This is a genomic window from Hoylesella enoeca JCM 12259, from assembly GCF_000613405.1.
GTDB classification, from domain to species: Bacteria; Bacteroidota; Bacteroidia; order Bacteroidales; family Bacteroidaceae; genus Prevotella; species Prevotella enoeca.
On record NZ_BAIX01000014.1, the window covers coordinates 15,874 to 37,255 of the forward strand.

Consider the following 21,382-nt stretch of genomic DNA (forward strand, 5'->3'; position numbering starts at 1 on the left):
ACGAAGAATCCATGTAAAACCGACAGAAATCGCCCATATTTATGTGCTGTGAGAAGTCGTATAGGAGTGGGGCACAGGTATGGGACTTGTGGCCCACAAGTCCTATACTTCTCATTGAGTGGGAAATGAGCTGATGCTATGAGGAGTTTGAGAGATTGATTGATCAGTGTATTAAGACAGTATTGTAGTCCAAAAGATCACTATTTATTAGTATATACGACCTGTGAATTACTATTTTATTCACAGTCTATCCTAATAAATAGGTATTTATGGAAAATAGTTACCGTTAAGTGAACAACCAATATCACTTTTTTCATATCTTTGCTGAAGAATGTATCAAATAATAACAGAATGGAGGTTTTACTATGAAAGGAAAACTACAACTAACTGTATTAATGATCATATTCCTGAGTGCTTTCATTGCTCTCTGTATATATGGTAGAAATAAAATTGTTTGCTTGGAGAAGGTGGAAGATTCTCTTCAAATTCAGTTGAGATATGCCCATAGCACAATTGTAAATTATCGTGATATTATGGGTCTTTCTTGGGATTTACAGAATCGTAAACTAAGATCTGATTCGATTAAATTAGTAAGCAAAGGTAGAGAAATTCTATTTGCAGATATTCTTAGTGATAAAAAAGTATATGCTAGCCTATCGACAGACAATTGCTGGTCGTGCGTTTTATCTCTTCAAAACTATATTTTAGCACATAAGGAAGATAAGAATGTAATCTACTTAATACACTACTATGATCCAGAGATGCTTAGGGCATTTCTATTATATTCTAAGATTAAAAACAATGTGTACTTGATTAAAGGCAAACAGCCTCGTCCAGTTGATGATAGTTCTGCACCATACCTTTTTATGGCTACAAAAGATGGGAGAATAACGAAAGTATTAAGACCGCTAAGGGAGGATAGTGGCCTACTTAATACATATTTCTTTAATAATTAAATAAATTATTAAAATGAAAAAGACTTTTCTAATTACGGCGTTTTGTGCTTTATTGGGCATAATCGTTTTCTCTTGTTCGCAAGATGAGTTAGATGGAACAACAGATGTTTCTGAAATGAAGGGAAGCCTATCTAGTGACAATGCAGAGCTCTCCAATTATTTTAAAACAAGTGATTTCCAATTAATGGTTCGTAGTCATGGACTTGATCTTGGTAGTATAAACTTGAATCATGTGAGTAAACAATCATATGATGACTATTATGTAGATAGCTATATAATTCCTGTCGGGGATGAAGATACTCCTAAGGGAACAATGGTAGTCTGTGCAGATTATAAGCACTCACAATATTATGCGATCTATATGGACCTTTCTGATATACTGATTTCAAATAGCTCTAAGGCTTGTGTCTCTTTTAGTGATGGAACGGAGCTTGCTGATTATCGAGTAACACACAAAGAAAACAACATTAGTTTTAAACTTGATAAGGTATATTCAGATAAGGGTACCGAGGTTAGTTGTTTAACAAGAATGTTACCTCCGCCACAAGGAAAGGAATCTTGGTCTAATTGTGTTCGTCGGGTATTTCAAACTGCGTCTGAGAGTTGTGCCAAGGATCCACGGTGTCACATTATGTGTGTAACGCCAGACCTCCTTACAAGAGGAGGTTGTACAGGTTCAATGATTGCAGCAGCAGCTGCAGCATGTGTTCTGAGATGTTAGCTATAACTATTTGGCAGTTTTTGAATATTATCCTCTCGTTAGAAATTCTGCCAATTCTGTAAATAATATGATACTCTCTATAATCGGATAACGATATTAGCAAACAATTAAAATTTAACATTTATGACAACAACACACGAAAATCCGCTTAGTATCTGGGTAAGATTGATCTTGTTATTAGACATAATCTATCTTATTGTCCCCTTATTGGGTGCCCTCACTTTGGAATCCAATACATATGACTTTTGTTTCAGGTTAGGTGTCATGGCCTGCCTCGTGGGAATCTATTGTAGGCAGCGATGGGGCGTAATCGGCTTTTATGCTTTACTGATCGTCAACTTTGTGTGTGCCGCCTTTCTTCACTTGGGAATGGGGACGCACGATGTGATGCTTAATTTTGCCGGATTCCTTGTTCAGGCACTATGGATTTATTTAGCCCTGTCGATCAGGAAGGATAGGCGCTCGGGCTGGAGTGTGATCTTCGGTTTGAAAGACCGAGGACATGAGATGAATTAAATGCCGAACCACCAACTCGCAGCAGTGCATACACGAGCGATTGCCGTGAATGTAGCGGGGGGAGGTGGCTATTCTTTACATGCGCTGATAGAGGCTGGCGGCCGATAGCCTCTATCAGTGTTTATGAGTAGTCGTATAGAAGTGGGGCACAGGTATAGGACTTGTGCCCCACAAGTCCTATACTTCTCATTTGGTGGGAAATGAGTCGATTGGGGGTGATTCTTTTGTTGTCCCGATTATTTTGTGTATTTTTGCGCAGTTCGATCAATAAAAGGAATAAGGACAGATGACTACATTATATTTGGTGCGCCATGGTGAGACCGTGGACAATGTACGGCAGATCTTGCAGGGGCAGAGACCCGGCGAGTTGAACGATACGGGTGTCAGACAGGCCCAAGCGGTGTGCGACAAAATGCGCGAGGTGGCTATCGATGCTTCATAGCCAGTGATTTGGCTCGCTCTTATGCCACGTGCGAAATCATTGCGAAACCTCACCACAAGGAGGTGAGGACAAGCAGTCTGCTCCGTGAGCGCGACTGGGGCGACTTCACGGGAGCTTTTATCCCCGACCTGAAAGGGAAGACGTGGCCTGCCAATGTGGAGACGCTGGATGCCATCAAGGCGCGTGCCCAACGGTTTCTGGATAAACTCAAATCCGATTATCCCAACCAGACGGTGCTGGCCGTGGGGCATGGCATTATCAATAAAGCCATTCAGAGTGTCTTTTATGGTAAACCTATGACCGAAATACAAAAGATGGCTAACGCGGAAGTGCGGGTGTTAAAGCTCTGATACTATAAAATGGAAAAGGGAACTGCCTGTCACAGGCTGTCCCCTCTCTCTCATTAATAACTCTCTGATTTATTACCATTGATTAACATCTATCCTGATTCCATCTTTTTCCTAATCCTATTGATCTAATTTAGAACGCTGATATTATAACTCTACTGTTTGTTTTTTATAACTCTACTATTGGAAAGCTGTCTATTTTATTTTCGTCCGCCGAAGTGTCCGCCACCACCGCTGTTGCTGCTACTGCCGAAACTGCGGGTGGATGCATTGCTATTGCCACCTCCGAAACTCCGGCCTGTCATGCTGCTGTCGGATTCACCAAAGCTGCGTGACGATGAGCCGAACGATCGGGTGAAAGTGCTCTGTTGGGACGCGCCGCCGAAATGGCCGCCGCCAAAGGTGTTGTTGCTACGCGAGTTGCGGCTGTCGAAGAAACTGCGGCGGGTTTCTGAGCCGCCAAACTCTCTCTGCGGCATCCCCGAACCGTAACCCACGGTGGTTCTTGTGCTGCTTTGTCCGAAGGAACGTACACGGTTGTTGCCAGCCGATTCCTGTCCGAACGAGCGGGAGCGGGCAGTTTCATAATTGCCGTTGTCGAACGAGCGGGGACGATCTATGTTTCTGTTTCCTCCTCCAAATGAGCGCGGTCTATCGATATTACGGTTTCCCTCGCCGAATGAGCGGTTGTTGCCGAACGGGCTGTTGCGCTGGTAATCGCGGGCGTTCTCATATTTGATAAACTGCGTGTTACCGGAGTTGACGATCATCACGGAGCCTCGTCCGAAGTCTCCACGATCAAATCCGTCGCGCATCCCGATGTAATGTTCACTGTAATGAGGTCTGAAAGTGCGTCCGCTATACCAACTCCGTCCGCCATTCATCCGCCAACTGTGATCTCCGCAATATACACTGAAAAATGTCGGACGACCGAAATAGAAGTAATCTCTATGCGGATAACGTGCGTAAACGCCGAAGTGCCAGTAACCTTCATCCAATACAAGGGTCGATAGAAGTAGTTGGCTCTGCAATAAGCCCGATACTGCCAGTCGAGTAAGATATAACCGAGATCGATGTTGCGTTGACGCCAATATGCTCCGTAAAGGTCGGCATAATCATCGATGCTCATCAGATAATCGAGGTTGATCTCATAAGCAGCCTCATACTGATCATCCGTCAGATTGAGTTCATAAGCCATCTTATCGGTAAGAAACAGAGCCTGTTCTCTTGCCTGTCGATAACTCATCGCTTGTGCACAGACTGTGAATGTGAACAGTGCTGTGAGGATTGCCATTATCTTCTTCATAATCGTAGGCTTTTAAGTTCTTAATCTTTTATCTGCTGCAAAATTAATCTCGGGAAACAGGCTGCGAAAAGGATTTTCCCTATATCGGACGGGGTTTTCCCTATATCGTTATAATAAAGGAAGCACGATGGCGTTATACCTTATATAATAAGGTATTGATGAAAAGATGGTCTTTACTCGCGGCATGGCTCGTGATGGCCTTGACGGTGAGCGCACAGTGGCAAGACGAGCAGCCACAGCCGATGCGACCGTGGAGCGGATTGCACTATATGGTTGGCGTGCAGACTTCGACAGCTAAGGGGCAGACACCATTGTGGCTGAATGCTAACCGATACGGATTGAGTTCGCTCGAAAAGGCGAACGGCTATTTACGTGCGGCGCTCGAACGCCCTTTACAGACAGATTCTGGTCGTAAATGGGGACTCGGTTACAGTCTGGATGTCGCTCTCCCATATCACTATACGAGTAAGGTGGTGGTGCAGCAGGCTTTCGTTGAGTTGCGATGGCTGCATGGGGTGCTGTCTGTGGGTAGCAAACAGGTGCCGATGGAATTTAAAAACAACGCATTGAGTAGTGGATCGCAGGCCTTAGGCATCAACGCCAGACCCGTCCCGCAGATTCGTCTGTCGCTTCCTGATTATTGGATTCTGCCTTTCGGCGGGGAATGGCTACGCCTGAAAGGACATCTCGCCTATGGCAGGATGACCGATGATGGGTGGCAACACGACTTCACCGACCGTCGGCAACGATATGCCGACAAGGTGCTCTATCATAGCAAGGCAGGCTATCTGAAAGTGGGTAATGAAGATGTGTTTTGTCCGTGGTCGTTGGAACTGGGGCTTGAGATGGCTTCCACGTTTGGCGGTACGGTTTATTTGCCGCAGGATGACGGCTCAATGCGTGTCATCAAAGGGGGAACAGGATTGCGGAATTACTGGAAAGCCTTGGTACCGGGCGGTTCCGAAGTGATCGAAAAGGGTACGGTTTATCAAAATGCAGAGGGTAATCAGTTGGGCAGTTGGCTCATCCGACTGAACTATGATGTTGACACTTGGTGCCTGAGGGCCTATGCCGATAAATTCTTCGAGGACCACTCGGCTATGCTACAATTAGACTACGACGGCTACGGCACGGGTGGTGAATGGAATCAGCGGGTGAAGCGACGTTATCTGTTGTATGATTTCAAGGACTGGATGCTGGGAATGGAGTTGAATGTCAAGTATGGATCTTGGTTGAGAGACATCGTCTTCGAATATATCTACACGAAATATCAAAGCGGACCGGTGTATCACGATCATACGCAAGCAATCCCTGATCATATTGGTGGGCGAGATAATTATTACAACCACGCGATTTACATGGGTTGGCAACATTGGGGACAGGTGATGGGTAACCCACTGTTTCGTTCGCCGATCTATAACCGAAATGGCAGAATCGATGTGGCGAATAATCGTTTTGTGGCCTATCATTTGGGGGTTAGCGGTCGGCCGATCGACTGTTTGGGTTATCGCGTGCTGACCACGTATCAGACAGGCTATGGAACATATGTAGAGCCTTATACGAAACCGCATCATAACGTGAGCATTTTATTGGAAATGGATTGGCAGTTGTCTCATGGTTGGTCTGTGACAGGAGCTTACGGCATGGATGCAGGTCACATTCTGGGACATAATTACGGGGTTCAATTCACCATAGCTAAACGTGGAATCTTTAATTTGTAAACAAGAAATGAAACGAAATATACGATTATCGGTTTGTTATTTCATCATCGGCTGTATGTTTGTTTCCTGTGATCTGGAAACGGAAAGAGCGGGAAGAGTCGAGGGAATGTGGCATTTGGAGCAGGTGGATAGTTTGCAGACGAATGGAGTCTGTGACTTGTCGGATCGACGGTTGTTTTGGTCTTTCGAGCGCAGGCTGATGAGTCTGTCTGATGCAGACTGGCAGCATCTCGAATATTTGTTACGCTTCAATGATACGGGCGATAGTCTCTTCTTGTCTGATCCGTATGAGTCGAATCGTGAGAAAGGCGACATCGCGATATCTGATGCTGCCGTCCTCGCTCCTTATGGCATCCATTCGCTCAACGATCATTTTAAGATCGAGCTTCTTTCAGGTCAGAAAATGCTTCTATCGAACACGCGTTGGCGTCTCAGATTTCGTAAATTCTGAGTCGGAGGGACACGCCTTGTTGTTATAGACAGGATTCTCGGATACTTTTAATAAGAAGGGAAGTTGTAAAAAAGATCGTGCCAAGCAAAAAGTGATGATTCATCATCTTCTTGCTTGGCACGTGCTATTTCCTTTGGGGTGGCTGGTGGGATTCGAACCCACGACATTCAGAACCACAATCTGACGCTCTAACCAACTGAACTACAGCCACCGTGTTGGGTATCTATTGCTATTGAAAGCGGTGCAAAGATATAACATTTCTTTGTTACGACCAAATTTTTAGACTGTTTTTTTGTTCTTACGGTGCCATTTTATCGTTTTGTAGAATCCAACAGCAAATGCGAAATTGGTGAAAAGTCTTGCAGAAACAAGTTATCGGTGTGTCGAATTTGAGTTTTTTCTTGGTCTTCGGTTCAACTTCTTTTGAATATTCATGACCGCCTGTGGCCGAACTCATCCAAATTCGCGTTCTTAGGTATGTACAATTAGTCCGGAAGTGCTGGCAGAAGAGCACAAGGCTGTGAGTGATTTCAATTCAATAATGTGCAATTAGTCCCTACCTCTGTTGTCTTGCCAAGAACTCTGAATCCTTTATTTCAATTCAATAATGTACAATTAGTCCCCACCTTTGTAAGTACATGGGATTCTCGCTCACAAATTTCAATTCAATAATGTGCAATTAGTCCACAACCGCCGTTTACTGGGATTCCCCGATATATTATTTCAATTCAATAATGTGCAATTAGTCCTCTTCGACTTCAAACTCCCCGATGAGCTTATTTTTCATTTCAATTCAATAATGTACAATTAGTCCACTGCATCGACCGACTCTTCACAGCGCCGTTTTTTAATTTCAATTCAATAATGTACAATTAGTCCTCGGCGCTGGTTGATATTGGTCTCCTCATAAAAGAGCCATTTCAATTCAATAATGTACAATTAGTCCATGTGAATGATAATTACTACATCGGCCGGCATCCAATTTCAATTCAATAATGTACAATTAGTCCCCGGGTTCAGTTCATGATGCCCAACGATCCGAATCTGATTTCAATTCAATAATGTACAATTAGTCCAGTGAAGACGCTGATCATCCCGAAACAGATTCGCAATTTCAATTCAATAATGTACAATTAGTCCGATTCCTGACTTCATCGGTGAATCCAAATGAGAGTTATTTCAATTCAATAATGTACAATTAGTCCCCGATCTGGTTTCTTTTAGCAGTTTGTGATACCGAATTTCAATTCAATAATGTACAATTAGTCCTCTTTGTCATCAAGTCTATTACTATTTTCGTCAAAATTTCAATTCAATAATGTACAATTAGTCCGGTATAAATCCCTCACTAAACAGATAATAGTTTCCATTTCAATTCAATAATGTACAATTAGTCCGTGTTTGACAAGCTCGCACAGAGTCAGGCCAAGGTGATTTCAATTCAATAATGTACAATTAGTCCCTGAAAGCTGCCGGCAAGGGAGATGTATCTATCGAATTTCAATTCAATAATGTACAATTAGTCCACACCTGACAATTTCCTTCAGCATAACTTCTTGACGATTTCAATTCAATAATGTACAATTAGTCCATCCTGGTCTCCGCCCAGCTTTACACGCATTTTATCGATTTCAATTCAATAATGTACAATTAGTCCGCGTAGATGAGATGCAGTATAGATATACTTGTTCGATGAATTTCAATTCAATAATGTACAATTAGTCCCCGGCAGCAGCGTCTTTACATCAATAACCTTACTACCATTTCAATTCAATAATGTACAATTAGTCCGCCGTTCGGGGTGATTTTATGTGTAGACAGGTGATCGATTTCAATTCAATAATGTACAATTAGTCCCGGTGAACTCATTCAAGTTGAACGGTGTGCAGGTAATTTCAATTCAATAATGTACAATTAGTCCACCTCGCACTCGAAGAGCTATTGAAAGGTATCGCAAATTTCAATTCAATAATGTACAATTAGTCCGGGATTCGTCGAAGCGGCTCGTATGGTAGTTGCGGATTTCAATTCAATAATGTACAATTAGTCCTTTTCCCCCTCTTTAAATAAATTCTCTGCAAAAAGCTATTTCAATTCAATAATGTACAATTAGTCCAGTCGATAGTGTTATGGTGAGCAGCTCACTTTCGGTATTTCAATTCAATAATGTACAATTAGTCCACTTGACTCTCGCACATATCGCCGCTGGCGAATGTATTTCAATTCAATAATGTACAATTAGTCCTCTGATAATGATTCAAAAAGAAACAGAGGAATGTAATTTCAATTCAATAATGTACAATTAGTCCGATATATCTTGTAATCGCCGATTCCGTAAGCCCATATTTCAATTCAATAATGTACAATTAGTCCGGAATTGAGAATATTATCAATGTCAAAGTAGGATTTGATTTCAATTCAATAATGTACAATTAGTCCCGTATTGTACGAGATTGCAACCGCCAATATTATGAATTTCAATTCAATAATGTACAATTAGTCCTTAAAAATTCCGCAGCCTTGCGTAATGAAGATGCAATTTCAATTCAATAATGTACAATTAGTCCCCGTTATAAATCATGAAAGAGTTCACTGATTTTCAGTTATTTTCGCATGCAAAGGTATGGAAAATAACTGATAAAAAGTGTCGATGTTTGATAAGTATTTTTCTGTGGAGGAACGACACTCTATCTAAATAGTTGTGAATCAATAAGTCAAAGAACAAGTGATAAGTTCAAATACTTTAATAAGGACAAGTTTATTTTTGTTCGACAACTTCCAACTATAAAAAATTATCTGTGCTACACCGTTCCAACCCGATAATTTCCTTATTTAAAACCCACTGGGATTTACCTTTGAAAAGGATAATACTATCCTGTTCCTTCTCCATAATTTCCTCTGCTTGTAGTAGAAGTGCCTTCAATTTCACTTCGGTAATCTCGCCCTCAAATACCGAATTCTGAATCCAACTCAGATATTGGCGGCAAAGTTTGAGCATCTTACCTACACGTCTTTCTCCAATATCATAAACTAAAACCACATACATAAAAAAATCTCCCTATTACCAATACATTTTGAAAGGTTTATACTCTTCCATTTCCAAAAGATGTTTTGCCAACTTATAGCATTCGAGCTTCATTAGATGCTGATAACTAACCTTTCGCCCAAGCGCGCGATGTTGAATCGTTTCTTTCAGACGATCTTCCATCGCCTGTACGAAAATCTTCTTTCCATTCGCATTGAGTAGGCATCGATTAAGTTTTCTATCAAAATGTTTCTCTTGGATAAGTTTTTTATTGAGCACTTTAAAAATAACGCGATCGACAAGAATAGGTTTGAATATCTCTGAGACATCTAATGCCAGTGAAAAACGCCGCTCTCCGGGGGTGTGTAGGAAGCTGATCGTGGGATTAAGCTGTGTCTGATGTATTGCACGCAGACATTGCGTGTAACACATCATATTCCCAAATGAGATCAATGCATTCACTTCATTTCGTGGCGGCTGCTTACTTCTTCCGCCCATCTCGAAATCATTGATGATTAGGTTGAATGCGTCGTAATAAATCTGCCGAATATTCCCCTCTATTCCCATCAATTCTTCAATAGATTCTGTTTCTTCAATCTTGTTGGCAAGAACATGAATCATCTCCATCTTTTCTTCCATATCTTTGCCGCGTCTATTGTAATATTGAAGATTTTTCTGCATATTGAAAGCGGACCCTTCAATAAATTTCCGGGCAATCACCTGACGTTTCTTGATTGATCGATATGCAGCAGTCTGCGCAAGCAGCATTTTTCCAGACAAGAGTCCATCGCGTGGCATAAAAGAACCCGTGTAATTCTCATAATAATCGAAAAAATGTACAGGAATATCTCGTTGGCCAAGGAAATTGAACAACGCACTATTGGCGCGCAAGGCACCGAAGCAATAAAATTCATTCACATCTTCGACCGGTAGAAATCTTGCTTGTCCCAATTCCTCTTTTCCTTCGGTTTCCACCACGGGAGTAAATTTCAACGTATTATCACGGCGCTCCAATATCCCAGGATTAAACAAATAAAAAGTTCGCTTCATTCACGCTCCTCCTCAGAATAACAAAAGTCAAAATAGCTACAATTCCTACAAAATCCTCGCCTTTTGATTAGCGGACAATGCTCTTCTGCAATGATTGTCTCGATTTCGCCCATCATTCGTTGCAACTCACAGATATCGTCCTCCTCAAGCGTGACTTTCTTTGTACGCCGCAAAGCCGGATATTCTAAAATCCCGGTGCAGTTGGCAATACCGTTTTGCTGAAACACATACAAATAATATTTCAGCTGCCATTCATGTGCGACTTCGATCTTATTTGATTTTTTCAATTCGTGGATCACACGGTTACGCGAATCAAAGAAGTCAACTTTTATACCATCGATTGCCACCTCTTCATATTGGGTAGATCGCTGTGGATAACTCTTTTCATGCAACAGCATTCCCTCTTCTACTGCATCAGAATTGTGTTCCATCGTAATCCCATTGGCAAAGAGCCATAGCTTCCGATGGCACACTTGAAAATAATTGAAACAGGTTCCTGTTATTTGCATAATCTTCGGAATACTGCTATTTTGTGAAAGATCATCATTCCATATTCCCCTTATGTTGAGAGAAGCTGTACAGAATCTTTTTCCTTTTCCAAGGGGTTGGAAATGTTGCCAGCAGTCTGTTTACGCTTTCCAAGGGGTTGGAAATGTTGCCAGCGGTCTGTTTACGCTTTCCAAGGGGTTGGAAACGTTGCCAGCGGTCTATTTGCGTTTTCCAAGTAGTTGGAAATGCTCCCAGGCGATCGTTTGCGCTTTCCAAGTAGTTGGAAAGATCCGGACGTTCTCGTTGCGGGTGAGAACGCCCGGGATTAAATCCATTATACTTGATGTTCGTAATCAAATGCCAGCATCATTTCAACCAACTTCTTCTCTGCGGCTTCTAAGGCGTCGGCCGACTCCGACTCTGTCTGTACATAGCCTGCACAGGGCAATGTAACGAATACATTAGCCCCAGCCGTTTCATCGATGATTGGTTTGGCCCGCTGTATTTCGCCGTTGTCAATCAACTTAGCCCGAATGGCCGCTGGCACAGTATTGGCGTTATCGCTGATAGCAACAGCCAAGGTTTCCATCAGGCTGAAAGTGCGAGCCTGATTAGAAGTGATACGCCAGTTGATGAGCGCATTGGCCAGAGCTGGAATCACTTTTTCGCGTTCTTCTCGCGGAAGCACCAGACATTTGCCGAACACATTTTCGCTCTCTATCCATCCTCCGGTTTTCAGTTCTTCAATTTTTTCTTTGGTTAGTTCGGGTTCATGTTGATTCGTCGATACACAGAACAGTGTACGCAAATCAATGGCAACGTCTGATATGAAGAGACCGCTTGCACGCTTATTGTCTGGAATCCAGTTGCGGCGAGGCAGTGTTCGCTTATTCTCAAATAAATAAGCCTCGATCTGTTCCTCTGTCAGAAGTTCGTTGCTACCAACTATCCTAACATTAACGGGATTGTAGTCTGGGCGGTCGCTGCGGTCAAAAGTCAGATTCTCTTTATAACTTCCTGCAAGAAGAGGATGAATGGCACGCATCGACGAGATGGAAAGCGGACTACGACGTTTTACAGTCGGGCCATTCCCATCAGCTTTCATCCACCCGCCTAATAGCTGATCTACATATCTCGGATCACAGGGTGACCAAGGCTCTTTATTTTCTAATTCGTGCTTGGCATTGATATTATAATTGAATGTAATCGGAGCCATTGGCACATTCAATTCATCTGTCAATGCTTGCAAAATAGACCGCTTCACTTGTTGTCCGCTTGAGAATGGAACTGATCTATTGAATTGGGGATCAAAATAAGTTTTCTGACCATCAGACACACAAAACACCGTGTGATCTGCGTGCTTCAATGCACGCAAGTAAATGTAAGGATTCATAGTTGTTTTATTTTTTTGTTATTGATTTTTGCGTATTGAAAGCGCACAAGAGTTAGAAAATAAGGGACATTGTCTGTCGGCATTGCATTTACTGTTTGTGCAATCGTGTCGATAGCCTCCTTATTTTCAGCATCGCCGATAATATTGACTAATGCGCTGATAAAGGCATTCTTGTTGGTTGCCTTGATCACCTCATCCACCTTGCGGGAATTGCCTGTCTTACTCTGTCGTCCTGCGGTTGCATACGCTTGAAGCGCATTTGCAAACTCTTGGGCCGTAGCCCATAAATCTTCGTTATTCAGCATAGCTATTATCCAAGTTATGTAAGTATTAAATAAAATGGTTTGTTGTTCATCTTCTTTATATTTCGGGAGTTTCTTTCCCATGATATAGTCGCGCAGCCCTTTCGGTTCCATTGCCGTGATGCCAATGGCACCTCGTTGGCATGCTTTCTGGAATCCCATCGCTGTGCCCCATAATTCCTCCGCTTGCTTCCCGTCCATTGCAAACAACTTCTTGTACAACGTAAGTGGATGACGAATCTGATCCAATGCAAAAGGAATAAAGCCGATCGTCGTATTCGTTTGTCCAAGGCTGAAAACATAACCTAAAAGTTGAGGTTTTTCAAAGTGGTTACAAATACCGATGAGAAGTTTGGTCCATGAAATCGTCTCGATGCCAAGTCCATCACCTTTTAATTCTGTTGGTGAAAAATTAGCTAATGGACTATCCGGATCATATATTTTGGAATATCTATGTGCAAGCCACTGCGCATTCCAGGCTGATGATAGCTGATTTCCTCTCATCGCAGCATTTGAATCAACCATTTGGCGATAATATTTCCAACCAATGAACGTGTCCCATAAAATATCGGGATCTTCGAATAGGATCGATACTCCTCCTTGAATACCTAATGCCAAGCAGGAGCCGATCCACGAATAATAGATATCGTCTTCGGAAATTGAGATGGGAATATTTGTAACTTGTCCGGAAGTCGAGGCATATCCTTTTTCTTCCGATGCTGCATAGCCAATTGCTATGCTGGCATCTTTACTCCCGGCGGAAATCTTTTCATGAAGATCTTCCAGCTTTTCTTGTCGTTCGTTTGGCGTTAGATTATCTACCTTTTGTCCTTTCTTCATTTGTACAAAAGGTGAATTTTGAACCCATTGCAGATATTTATTGCTACCAAAGACTAATGGATGAAAGACTTCATCAAAGAAATCTTTTGCATGATATTCTTTTCCGATCTTTTCCTTGTAGACTTTCAGGAAGATTCGTCCTATATTTGTTGTTACCATAAGTCTATAAAATTTCAAATGTGTTATAATATTCAGCACTCGCGTAATCCATTTGAAGCCCGAGCTCCTCTGAATAGGCTTTATCCGGTATGATATATGGATGATGACCAACTTCTATCTTATCGAGCCTGCGAAAAGCAATGGCTCTGTAACTTACAGGGATTTCGGCTTTTGCTTTCTCTATGGCCGTATCTGTTTTATAGCTATCGCGATCTGTCTGCGTGATACAAATAGCCGATTCGATATCCAAGACATCAAGCAACGCCGACTTAGAATAATGACAGAGTTTTTTCAGCTGCCATTTACCACCTGTATAAACAGCCCCACTATAATCTATATTGGTGATCGTAATATCGGGATATACCTTGTCGAGCATCTGTTGTATTCCTGTCTCATGGAGGATAGCACCATCTGGTAACACCTCATAGCTCCGTTGCAGGACAGGTAAGGAATAGGGTCGTGCTTCACGCTCATTTTCAGGTGGAGCAAGGACATAGATTGGCTTATATTTACCGATTGTAGCTGCACTTCTCTTACGATTGATACGCCCAAATCGTTGTATTAAGGCATCAATAGGAGCACATTCGGTAATCATGAGATCAAACTGATATCTAAACTTACTTCAACAACTTGTGTAGACACGACAATGCAAGTTTCAGACAATGCGTTGAATTTGTTTTTGAGTTCCTGTTCCAACCTTTGTCGATCTCCTCGCTTAAAACGGCTATGTATCAACATTCGTTGCACATCAGGATATCTGTCACTCAATTCGAGATAAAGCTGTTGTGCGCGTTTCACCTGATTGCACACGATAAGAATCTTTTGCTGACGTTCAATGGCATCGGATAACAAGTTTCCACATTGGTCGAAAGATTCTACCTTATATATTATATGGCGATTAAAAGACGCTAATGTGTCGTTAGGAAGTTTGACTTCGTACACTTTCTCTTTATTGCCCAAGAGCGACAAAACTTTTTCATACAGTACGGACGGCATCGTAGCTGTTCCTATATGGATCCGGCAGTTCAGGACAAGCAATATTTCTATAATCCGAAGTACGATCGATTGAATGGTATCTGAATAAGTGTGAATCTCATCGAGTATGATGTCGCAGCCTTGTAAGTCGGCAGCCATTGCTTCATAACCCTTGATTCCAAAGACGAGAGATGCCATTTGATGCGGAGTAAGCACTTTAACAGATGCACCGATATGCCGTTGTAGGATCACCTCTTCGAGTGTTCCGTCTTCGGCAATCAAATTTGATGCTGCATGTAACAGATAGATTTGAGCGTCAGTATCATTAAGATCCGTTTTAATACGATCATACATTGCATTGATAGATGCCTGAAATGGAAGTGTATAAAATACACGTCCGCGGCATCTTTTCAATAAGAAATCGGTTTTTCCTGCTCCTGTGGGAGCTGTTACCAAAGTGTGTGGACGACTATCTTCCGAAGAGATAAGAGACAACGGATAGAGTTCATTTTGGCGTTGATAAAATGATAAATCGGGCTTTATAAATAATCTGTCTATATTGATCTCTGTCTTGTCTGCCAAAGCAGAAGCGTAGTGGTCAGCAGCCATCAGCAATCCTTTCCACAACGAGCATCCGTTCTTAAATGTCCAACACGAGTCTACCACAAAGTTATAATTTGCTTGTGCCTCTTTAATATCAATATCATGTGTCTTCAAGCCCAATTCCGATAAGATTCCCAAAGCTGTCGTGCTCCATTCGTTGAATCTTCCACTATGGATTTCAAAGCTTTCAGTATTTTCATCCAAATCCAATAATCCTTTATTTTTGGGATCATTGCGAAATAATGACTTATGATGTGCCGTAATCATTTCGATAATAGGTAATCTTTCTTCCTCTTCTACCAATGATAGAAAGAATAAAGAAGCAATCTCGTGACGAAAGATAAATCCTGGAGGTCTCACATATCCATGTTTGAGTGTCTGTTGAAACAAGGGACTCGCCTTGCCAATATCGTGAAGCCAGGCCCCTTTCCGTGCGAGATTCTCGTCTAATCCCAGATTTCTTGCAATGATAACGGCTACTTGGGCAACATCTTCAAGATGCTGTTTCAGTGTTATAAGTCCCGAGTCTTCGTGTTTGGCCAGGATATGATCGTATGCACTACTCATAAACCGAATACAGGATTTCCGCTTACCTCCAAGCGTCCGTACATCGGGCGATTATCATCAAAGCGATTATAACCGACAAGAAAAGAATTTTCCGATTGCCCGAAACGCAATTCAAAACCGTCAATCGTGGCAAACTCTTCTTCTTCCATCTCTGAAATTTCTGCATTCGGCAGCATCAGATCTTCATTCCTACACAAACAGAGATGCTGTCTGGCTGCTATCTCTGCCGAATCTCTATCTGCAAAAGCGAGATGGAGAATAGGATTGAGCATTACACCTCGGTTGAGAATAGATTGATTACGCACCCATCTCTTCTCCTTGGGCTTTTTGTCCCACCCCCGTGCCTGCGTACGTTCTTGCTGAATGTCAATGGCACTGTAACTAAGTTTGTGTCGCAATATCTTGCCGATCACCCCTGGATAAGTCAACATTTCTGGGAAAAGTTTCTTCTCTATTCCTTCGATTACGGATGGTGTCAGAAATTGCTGACTATAAGTCAAACCATCGCGAACAGCCGTCCAAGGTTTGATAAAACCGAATTTTCCTTGATACTTGACTACGAACATATTGTTATCATTAGACTTTTACATAATCATTCCAAATCCCAGGCTTGTTTTTTCGCCAAGTCCTCCTTCGTATGCTATCTGCATGAGTGGTTCGGGGAGTGACAGAGAAAACGAGAAATCATAGCCACGGACAAACGTTTGTGCCCGAGTTCCTGCTTTGATTTTAATCAACTTGGGTTTAATTTTGCTGAGGATATTCATTTTACAGAAAGTTTCACCTTGGTAGATTTCACCATTGAGAGCTTCATAGCGTGCCAGTAATCCTTTTAATAGAGCCTCCGAATAATTTGGCGCTTCGGGCGAAAGATATTGTGTATTGCCGTTTTCTGTACGTTGGGTAATACATACCGGCGACATTGTTTGAAAGGTCATTGTCTCTTTATATTCCAATGGTGGCATGATTTCAATGTCACGTACCACAAATTCTACTTTTGAAAACTGATCACCTATTTGAAATACCTGTTCCTTGAAAACTCCTTCAATGAATTTACATGTACTCTTCTGGGGTAGGAACGAGATGAACCACGTTACGGTGTCACATTTCAAGAGTAATCTTTCATCCTCTTTATTAATTCCGTAATTCGGTACGATTAGATGAGAAAACGCAAATAACTTGAAGCTTTTACTTCCATGATCACTCTGAAAACCATTGTTGTGCAACCATTCGGCATAATCACTATCTGCGTACGACAAAATCTGATAGATGGCTGCCGATAACTCATATTGATAATTGATTGGAAACGCATTTCCATATTGTTGAGAGTGTACTTGCAATGTTATTTTGAATCTCATCTTTGAATGTTTTTAGTTTACTGTCGCAAATTTAAATAAAAAAAAGGAAATGCTCCAAATTTTCTATAAGTTTTCTATAAAACCATTTTTCCCCTCGCGTTTCCACGCCACGCGGAAGCCATTAAACTTCATTTTTACACTACTGAGTGACTCATAAGAAAGGGGTAGAGAGGGCCTGGGGACGCTGTGCGTGTGGTTACGTTTCTATAAAACGTTTGGCATGACGGCTTTTGTTGCCGTCATGCCATTTGTCTTTGATTGATCAACACGTTCGATGAAAATGTTGGTACAAGGGATCAAATCAAATACTGTGAAGAGATGCTCTCGTTGTTGACCACGCGACGGATGGTCTCGGCAAACATGTCGGCCACGGACAGTTGTTTGACTTTGGCCGAACGGTGGGAATAAGGGATCGAATCGGTGAAAACCATTTCTTCGAGGGCAGAGTCTTGTACGCGTTCGGAAGCCGGTCCGCTCATCACGCAATGGGAAGCGCAGGCCCGCACACTCTTGGCACCGGCTTGCTTCATGATATCGGCCGCTTTGGTGATCGTTCCGGCAGTGTCGACCATGTCGTCTACGATGACCACGTTTTTGTCTTTCACATCTCCGATGATCTGCATCGTTGCTACTTCATTGGCGCGAGCGCGCGTTTGTTGCACAAAACCAGCGGACATCCGAAGTATTTGGCGTAGGTGTTGGCGCGTTTGGAGCCACCGACATCGGGCGATGCGATCACAAGATCGTCGAGCTGGAGGCTTTGGAGATAGGGAAGGATGACGCCCGACCCATAGAGGTGGTCTACGGGCACATTGAAGAATCCCTGGATTTGATCTGCGTGAAGATCCATGGTCATGAGTCGGTCGATGCCGGCCACGCTCAGCAGATCGGCCACAAGTTTGGCACCGATGCTTACGCGGGGCTTGTCTTTGCGGTCTTGTCGGGCCCAGCCGAAGTAAGGGATGACGGCGATAATGTTGCGCGCCGAAGCTCTTTTGGCTGCATCGATCATCAGCAACAATTCCATCAAGTTGTCGGAATTGGGGAATGTACTCTGAACCAGGAATACATCGCGTCCGCGAATGGATTCTTCGTAACAGACGGCAAACTCTCCGTCGGAGAATCTTGTTACCAAGAGGTTGCCTAACGGACATCCCAAACTGGCGCAGATCTTTTCTGCAAGGTATCTCGTATTGGTTCCCGAGAATACTAAAAAGGAGTCTTTTTCACTCATTTTGTTTTGCGTTTATGTGATTGATGTTTGTTGGTCTCGGTTTATCCTACTGCTCGGCGCAGACGGACGAATTCGTTGAGAAGTGGTTTGAAATCGGTTTCGTTGTGGATGTCGAATCGATCCCAAAGATCATCGCTGATGACTACGCCTCCGAATCCCAGTTCGCGCGCCGTGCGGATGGCATCGATATCCATCCCGCCAAGCGCATAAACTTTGCGGTCTATGAGCCGCGCGAGGCTGCTTCTTCGAGTTGGCTCATCGTGAACGTGGATTGTTGGCTGGGAATTAACTTGCTGTTGAAGATGTTTTGCAGAAACACATAGTTTGCTTTTTTCTTCATCTCTTTCAGCCGAGCAATATTGGTGCAACTGCGGCTGATGTGCCCGCGATAACCTTTCGGGGCTTCGGCGTCCATTTGATCAATGTGTATCCCGGCAAGTCGGTATTCACTCTTTAAATAGTAATGCTCGTGAACAGTGATTTTCCGACACTCTTCATCAGATAAGAGAGTCAATAGGCGCTCTGAAAACAATGGAGATGAATCGGGTTTGAAAAGGTGTAAGTTGTCCATACCCTCATCGAAGAGTGCAGTAAGAATTTTGTCTTCTTCCACAAAAAATGTGGATTTAGTCATTATGACAAGCTTCATTATCTGGATTCGTTTACGATTGCAAAAGTAGGAAAAATCATTTGATCCTGCAATTTATCTGTGATAAAATACTAACTTTGCGCGAAAATACTCCTGGCAATATTCAAATCCAAGATATGAAGATTGATGTAGAATCTTTTAAAGAGGTCGACAAACCTATTTATATAATAGAAGAAGCGCGACTGCGGCATAATCTCGAACTGATCAGAAATGTAGCGCGCATGGCCGATGTAGAGATTATTTTAGCATTCAAAGCCTTTGCTTTGTGGAAAACTTTCCCCATTTTTCGTGAGTATATTCATGCTACGACAGCCAGTTCACTCAACGAAGCTCTCCTGGCATATCGTGAATTCGGAGGTCGGGCACACACTTATTCGCCGGCTTATACGGATCATGACATCACAGAAATAGCTCATTGCTCAAGCCATCTCACATTTAATTCATTGTCGCAATGGGCTCGTTATCACACCATCGTCAGAGAAATCAATCCCGCTATCAGTTTAGGACTGCGCATCAATCCTGAATATTCGGAAGTGGCGACGGCACTCTATAATCCCTGTGCACCCGGAACACGATTCGGCGTAAGTGCAGACAAGTTACCCGAAACATTACCCGACGATATCGTCGGCTTTCATTGCCATTGTCATTGTGAGAGTGGCGCAGACGTTTTCGCCCGAACATTGGCACGCATTGAAGAGAAATTCGGACGTTGGTTGCCTCATTTGCAATGGATCAATTTCGGCGGAGGCCATCTCATGACACGCAAAGACTATGATATCTCAATGCTCATCAATTTGCTGCAAGGCTTCCGATCGCGACATCCCAACCTTCAAATCATCTTAGAACCAGGTAGTGCATTTGCCTGGCAGACAGGTCCGCTGGTTTCACAAGTGGTGGATTTGGTTGAAGACAGAGGTATCCGAACGGCTATCTTGAATGTGAGTTTCACTTGTCACATGCCTGACTGTCTGGAAATGCCCTATATGCCAGAAGTTCGTGGAGCGAAAATCATTGAAGAAGATACCGTTGATGAGCCAGGCGAAAACATATATCGATTGGGTGGGAACAGCTGTTTGTCTGGTGATTTTATGTCGTCTTGGCAATTTGATCACCCCTTATCTATCGGCGAAAACATTATTTTCGAAGACATGATACATTATACCACCGTCAAGACTTGCATGTTCAACGGCATCCATCATCCGTCTATCGGTATCGTACACACAGACGGCGAACTCGAAATCCTGCGCGAATACAGCTACGATGATTATAAGATGCGAATGGATTAAGTCAACACCCATTCTGCAAGACATTGATAACCTCACTTTTTAAAGAAAAAGTTTGTGAGATAAGTGTAAAGTATTTATTTTTGCAGGCATATAACACAGAGAACCAAAACGTATGATTAAGAAAAGCAAGAATGCATTGACGATGAAGACACTCACCAAAAGTAATGTCTGGAATGTTCAGGAAAACGATGTCTTTCGGTTATGGGAAATGGCAGAAAAAGATGCCGATCTGAAAGACAATATGCGTCATTACATTGATATTCTGCGCAGTGCTTTCGAGATTGAAGAAGTGAAAGCAGACAAGCCTGAGATCATAAAGAAGTATGAAGATCGCGGATTTAAAATCGGATCAATAAAAGCCGAAGACGGTGCAAAGGTGAAATGGGCCATCAAGAAACGCCCCATCATGCGCGTTACCGATCTCACTTATGAAAATATTCGCCATATTTCGGCTCACAAACTCCTGGAAGTGATAGATCGGAACTTCGGTGGTGGATGGGATTCTCTGCCCCAAAGCATTAAAGATGTGATCGAACACGGATTTGAAATCTGTACGACCACGCTGCCGAAAGACCGTCTGCACAAAGCCGGAGGCATGTATGAAAAGAAAAAACAAGATGGTTTTGATGTGTTAGAGATCCCCAAAGGCACATGGATCGAAGCTATTTTTGCCAAAGAAAAATCCGAATTGGAAGAGTCGCAAACACGTATCAAAGACCAGAAGGATGATGCATTGTCGAGTCTTCCGAATATAGAAAGCGAGGATGGAGACCAAACCGAGCGCGAGGGAAAATATAATGACGAGGATGAGGATTCATATGATGAAGACAAACTCATGGAAGAGAGTTATCGCACGACATTCGAAACAGAGCCCGAAGATCTCGATCTCGAAGCCGAAGATGTGAGTGACGAGGAAGGATTCTGACGCTTGCTTTTCATCAGACAGATATCCGACACGGGCCTATCAAGCATTTTTGATAGGCCCGTTTTGT

Annotated in this window: 14 protein-coding genes, 1 tRNA gene, 5 pseudogenes and 1 CRISPR repeat array; of the genes and pseudogenes, 8 read left to right on the forward strand and 12 right to left on the reverse strand. The window is 42.7% G+C overall.

The window, feature by feature from the left end; translation table 11 throughout:
- Positions 1 to 365: 365 nt before the first annotated feature.
- The 4 genes and pseudogenes from JCM12259_RS06045 (at position 366) to JCM12259_RS14155 (ending at position 2,985) form a co-directional block, all read left to right on the forward strand.
- Positions 366 to 956 carry a hypothetical protein gene (locus JCM12259_RS06045; protein ID WP_025065777.1) on the forward strand — a complete coding sequence of 197 codons (591 nt, stop codon included), beginning with the start codon at positions 366 to 368 and terminating at the stop codon, positions 954 to 956.
- A 13-nt stretch (positions 957 to 969) separates the two neighbouring features.
- Entirely contained in the window at positions 970 to 1,677 is a 708-nt protein-coding gene (locus JCM12259_RS06050; RefSeq protein WP_025065778.1) for a hypothetical protein, read from the forward strand.
- A gap of 123 nt (positions 1,678 to 1,800) precedes the next feature.
- The gene (locus JCM12259_RS06055; protein ID WP_025065779.1) at positions 1,801 to 2,193 is read left to right on the forward strand and encodes a hypothetical protein; all 393 of its coding nucleotides are present in this window, start codon (positions 1,801 to 1,803) and stop codon (positions 2,191 to 2,193) included.
- A gap of 286 nt (positions 2,194 to 2,479) precedes the next feature.
- A pseudogene (locus JCM12259_RS14155) lies at positions 2,480 to 2,985 on the forward strand (histidine phosphatase family protein).
- A 197-nt stretch (positions 2,986 to 3,182) separates the two neighbouring features.
- Here JCM12259_RS14155 and JCM12259_RS14160 read toward each other — a convergent pair.
- Positions 3,183 to 4,288 (reverse strand): annotated as a pseudogene (locus tag JCM12259_RS14160) (hypothetical protein).
- 158 nt (positions 4,289 to 4,446) lie between these two features.
- On the opposite strand from JCM12259_RS14160, the gene JCM12259_RS06070 reads away from it, so the two are divergent.
- Together JCM12259_RS06070 and JCM12259_RS06075 are read left to right on the forward strand one after the other, a co-directional pair.
- Entirely contained in the window at positions 4,447 to 6,009 is a 1,563-nt protein-coding gene (locus JCM12259_RS06070) for a capsule assembly Wzi family protein (RefSeq protein ID WP_025065780.1), read from the forward strand.
- Positions 6,010 to 6,016: 7 nt separating this feature from the next.
- Positions 6,017 to 6,460, forward strand: a complete 444-nt coding sequence (locus JCM12259_RS06075; protein ID WP_025065781.1) for a lipocalin-like domain-containing protein — start codon at positions 6,017 to 6,019, stop codon at positions 6,458 to 6,460.
- 134 nt (positions 6,461 to 6,594) lie between these two features.
- On the opposite strand, the gene JCM12259_RS06080 is transcribed toward JCM12259_RS06075, so the two are convergent.
- From JCM12259_RS06080 to JCM12259_RS14175, 11 genes and pseudogenes are all read right to left on the reverse strand, one after another.
- Positions 6,595 to 6,671, reverse strand: a tRNA-His gene (locus JCM12259_RS06080).
- Between the two features lie 316 nt (positions 6,672 to 6,987).
- A CRISPR array of direct repeats spans positions 6,988 to 9,027; the repeat unit is 29 nt; unit sequence ATTTCAATTCAATAATGTACAATTAGTCC.
- Positions 9,028 to 9,242: 215 nt separating this feature from the next.
- On the reverse strand, positions 9,243 to 9,506 hold the full coding sequence (gene cas2 / locus JCM12259_RS06090; protein ID WP_025065782.1) for a CRISPR-associated endonuclease Cas2: 264 nt from the start codon (positions 9,504 to 9,506) through the stop codon (positions 9,243 to 9,245).
- Between the two features lie 15 nt (positions 9,507 to 9,521).
- Complete coding sequence (cas1b, locus tag JCM12259_RS06095) at positions 9,522 to 10,535, reverse strand: type I-B CRISPR-associated endonuclease Cas1b (protein ID WP_025065783.1); 1,014 nt, start codon at positions 10,533 to 10,535, stop codon at positions 9,522 to 9,524.
- Complete coding sequence (cas4, locus tag JCM12259_RS06100; RefSeq protein WP_025065784.1) at positions 10,532 to 11,044, reverse strand: CRISPR-associated protein Cas4; 513 nt, start codon at positions 11,042 to 11,044, stop codon at positions 10,532 to 10,534. Before cas4 ends, cas1b begins: the two co-directional genes overlap by 4 nt.
- A gap of 314 nt (positions 11,045 to 11,358) precedes the next feature.
- Positions 11,359 to 12,417 carry a hypothetical protein gene (locus JCM12259_RS06105; RefSeq protein ID WP_025065785.1) on the reverse strand — a complete coding sequence of 353 codons (1,059 nt, stop codon included), beginning with the start codon at positions 12,415 to 12,417 and terminating at the stop codon, positions 11,359 to 11,361.
- Entirely contained in the window at positions 12,414 to 13,718 is a 1,305-nt protein-coding gene (locus JCM12259_RS06110; RefSeq protein ID WP_025065786.1) for a hypothetical protein, read from the reverse strand. Before JCM12259_RS06110 ends, JCM12259_RS06105 begins: the two co-directional genes overlap by 4 nt.
- A 4-nt stretch (positions 13,719 to 13,722) precedes the next feature.
- A pseudogene (gene cas3, locus JCM12259_RS14165) lies at positions 13,723 to 15,863 on the reverse strand (CRISPR-associated helicase Cas3').
- Entirely contained in the window at positions 15,860 to 16,429 is a 570-nt protein-coding gene (locus tag JCM12259_RS06120; RefSeq protein ID WP_025065787.1) for a hypothetical protein, read from the reverse strand. Before JCM12259_RS06120 ends, cas3 begins: the two are co-directional and overlap by 4 nt.
- Before the next feature lie 18 nt (positions 16,430 to 16,447).
- On the reverse strand, positions 16,448 to 17,221 hold the full coding sequence (gene cas6, locus JCM12259_RS06125; RefSeq protein WP_025065788.1) for a CRISPR-associated endoribonuclease Cas6: 774 nt from the start codon (positions 17,219 to 17,221) through the stop codon (positions 16,448 to 16,450).
- Between the two features lie 296 nt (positions 17,222 to 17,517).
- Positions 17,518 to 18,455 (reverse strand): annotated as a pseudogene (locus JCM12259_RS14170) (ribose-phosphate pyrophosphokinase).
- A 41-nt stretch (positions 18,456 to 18,496) separates the two neighbouring features.
- Positions 18,497 to 19,104 (reverse strand): annotated as a pseudogene (locus tag JCM12259_RS14175) (thiamine phosphate synthase).
- Between the two features lie 116 nt (positions 19,105 to 19,220).
- Between JCM12259_RS14175 and nspC the strand changes: the two are divergent.
- Together nspC and JCM12259_RS14180 are read left to right on the forward strand one after the other, a co-directional pair.
- Complete coding sequence (gene nspC / locus JCM12259_RS06140) at positions 19,221 to 20,390, forward strand: carboxynorspermidine decarboxylase (RefSeq protein ID WP_025065789.1); 1,170 nt, start codon at positions 19,221 to 19,223, stop codon at positions 20,388 to 20,390.
- A gap of 112 nt (positions 20,391 to 20,502) precedes the next feature.
- Entirely contained in the window at positions 20,503 to 21,315 is an 813-nt protein-coding gene (locus JCM12259_RS14180; protein ID WP_036888642.1) for a hypothetical protein, read from the forward strand.
- The last annotated feature ends 67 nt before the right edge of the window (positions 21,316 to 21,382 follow it).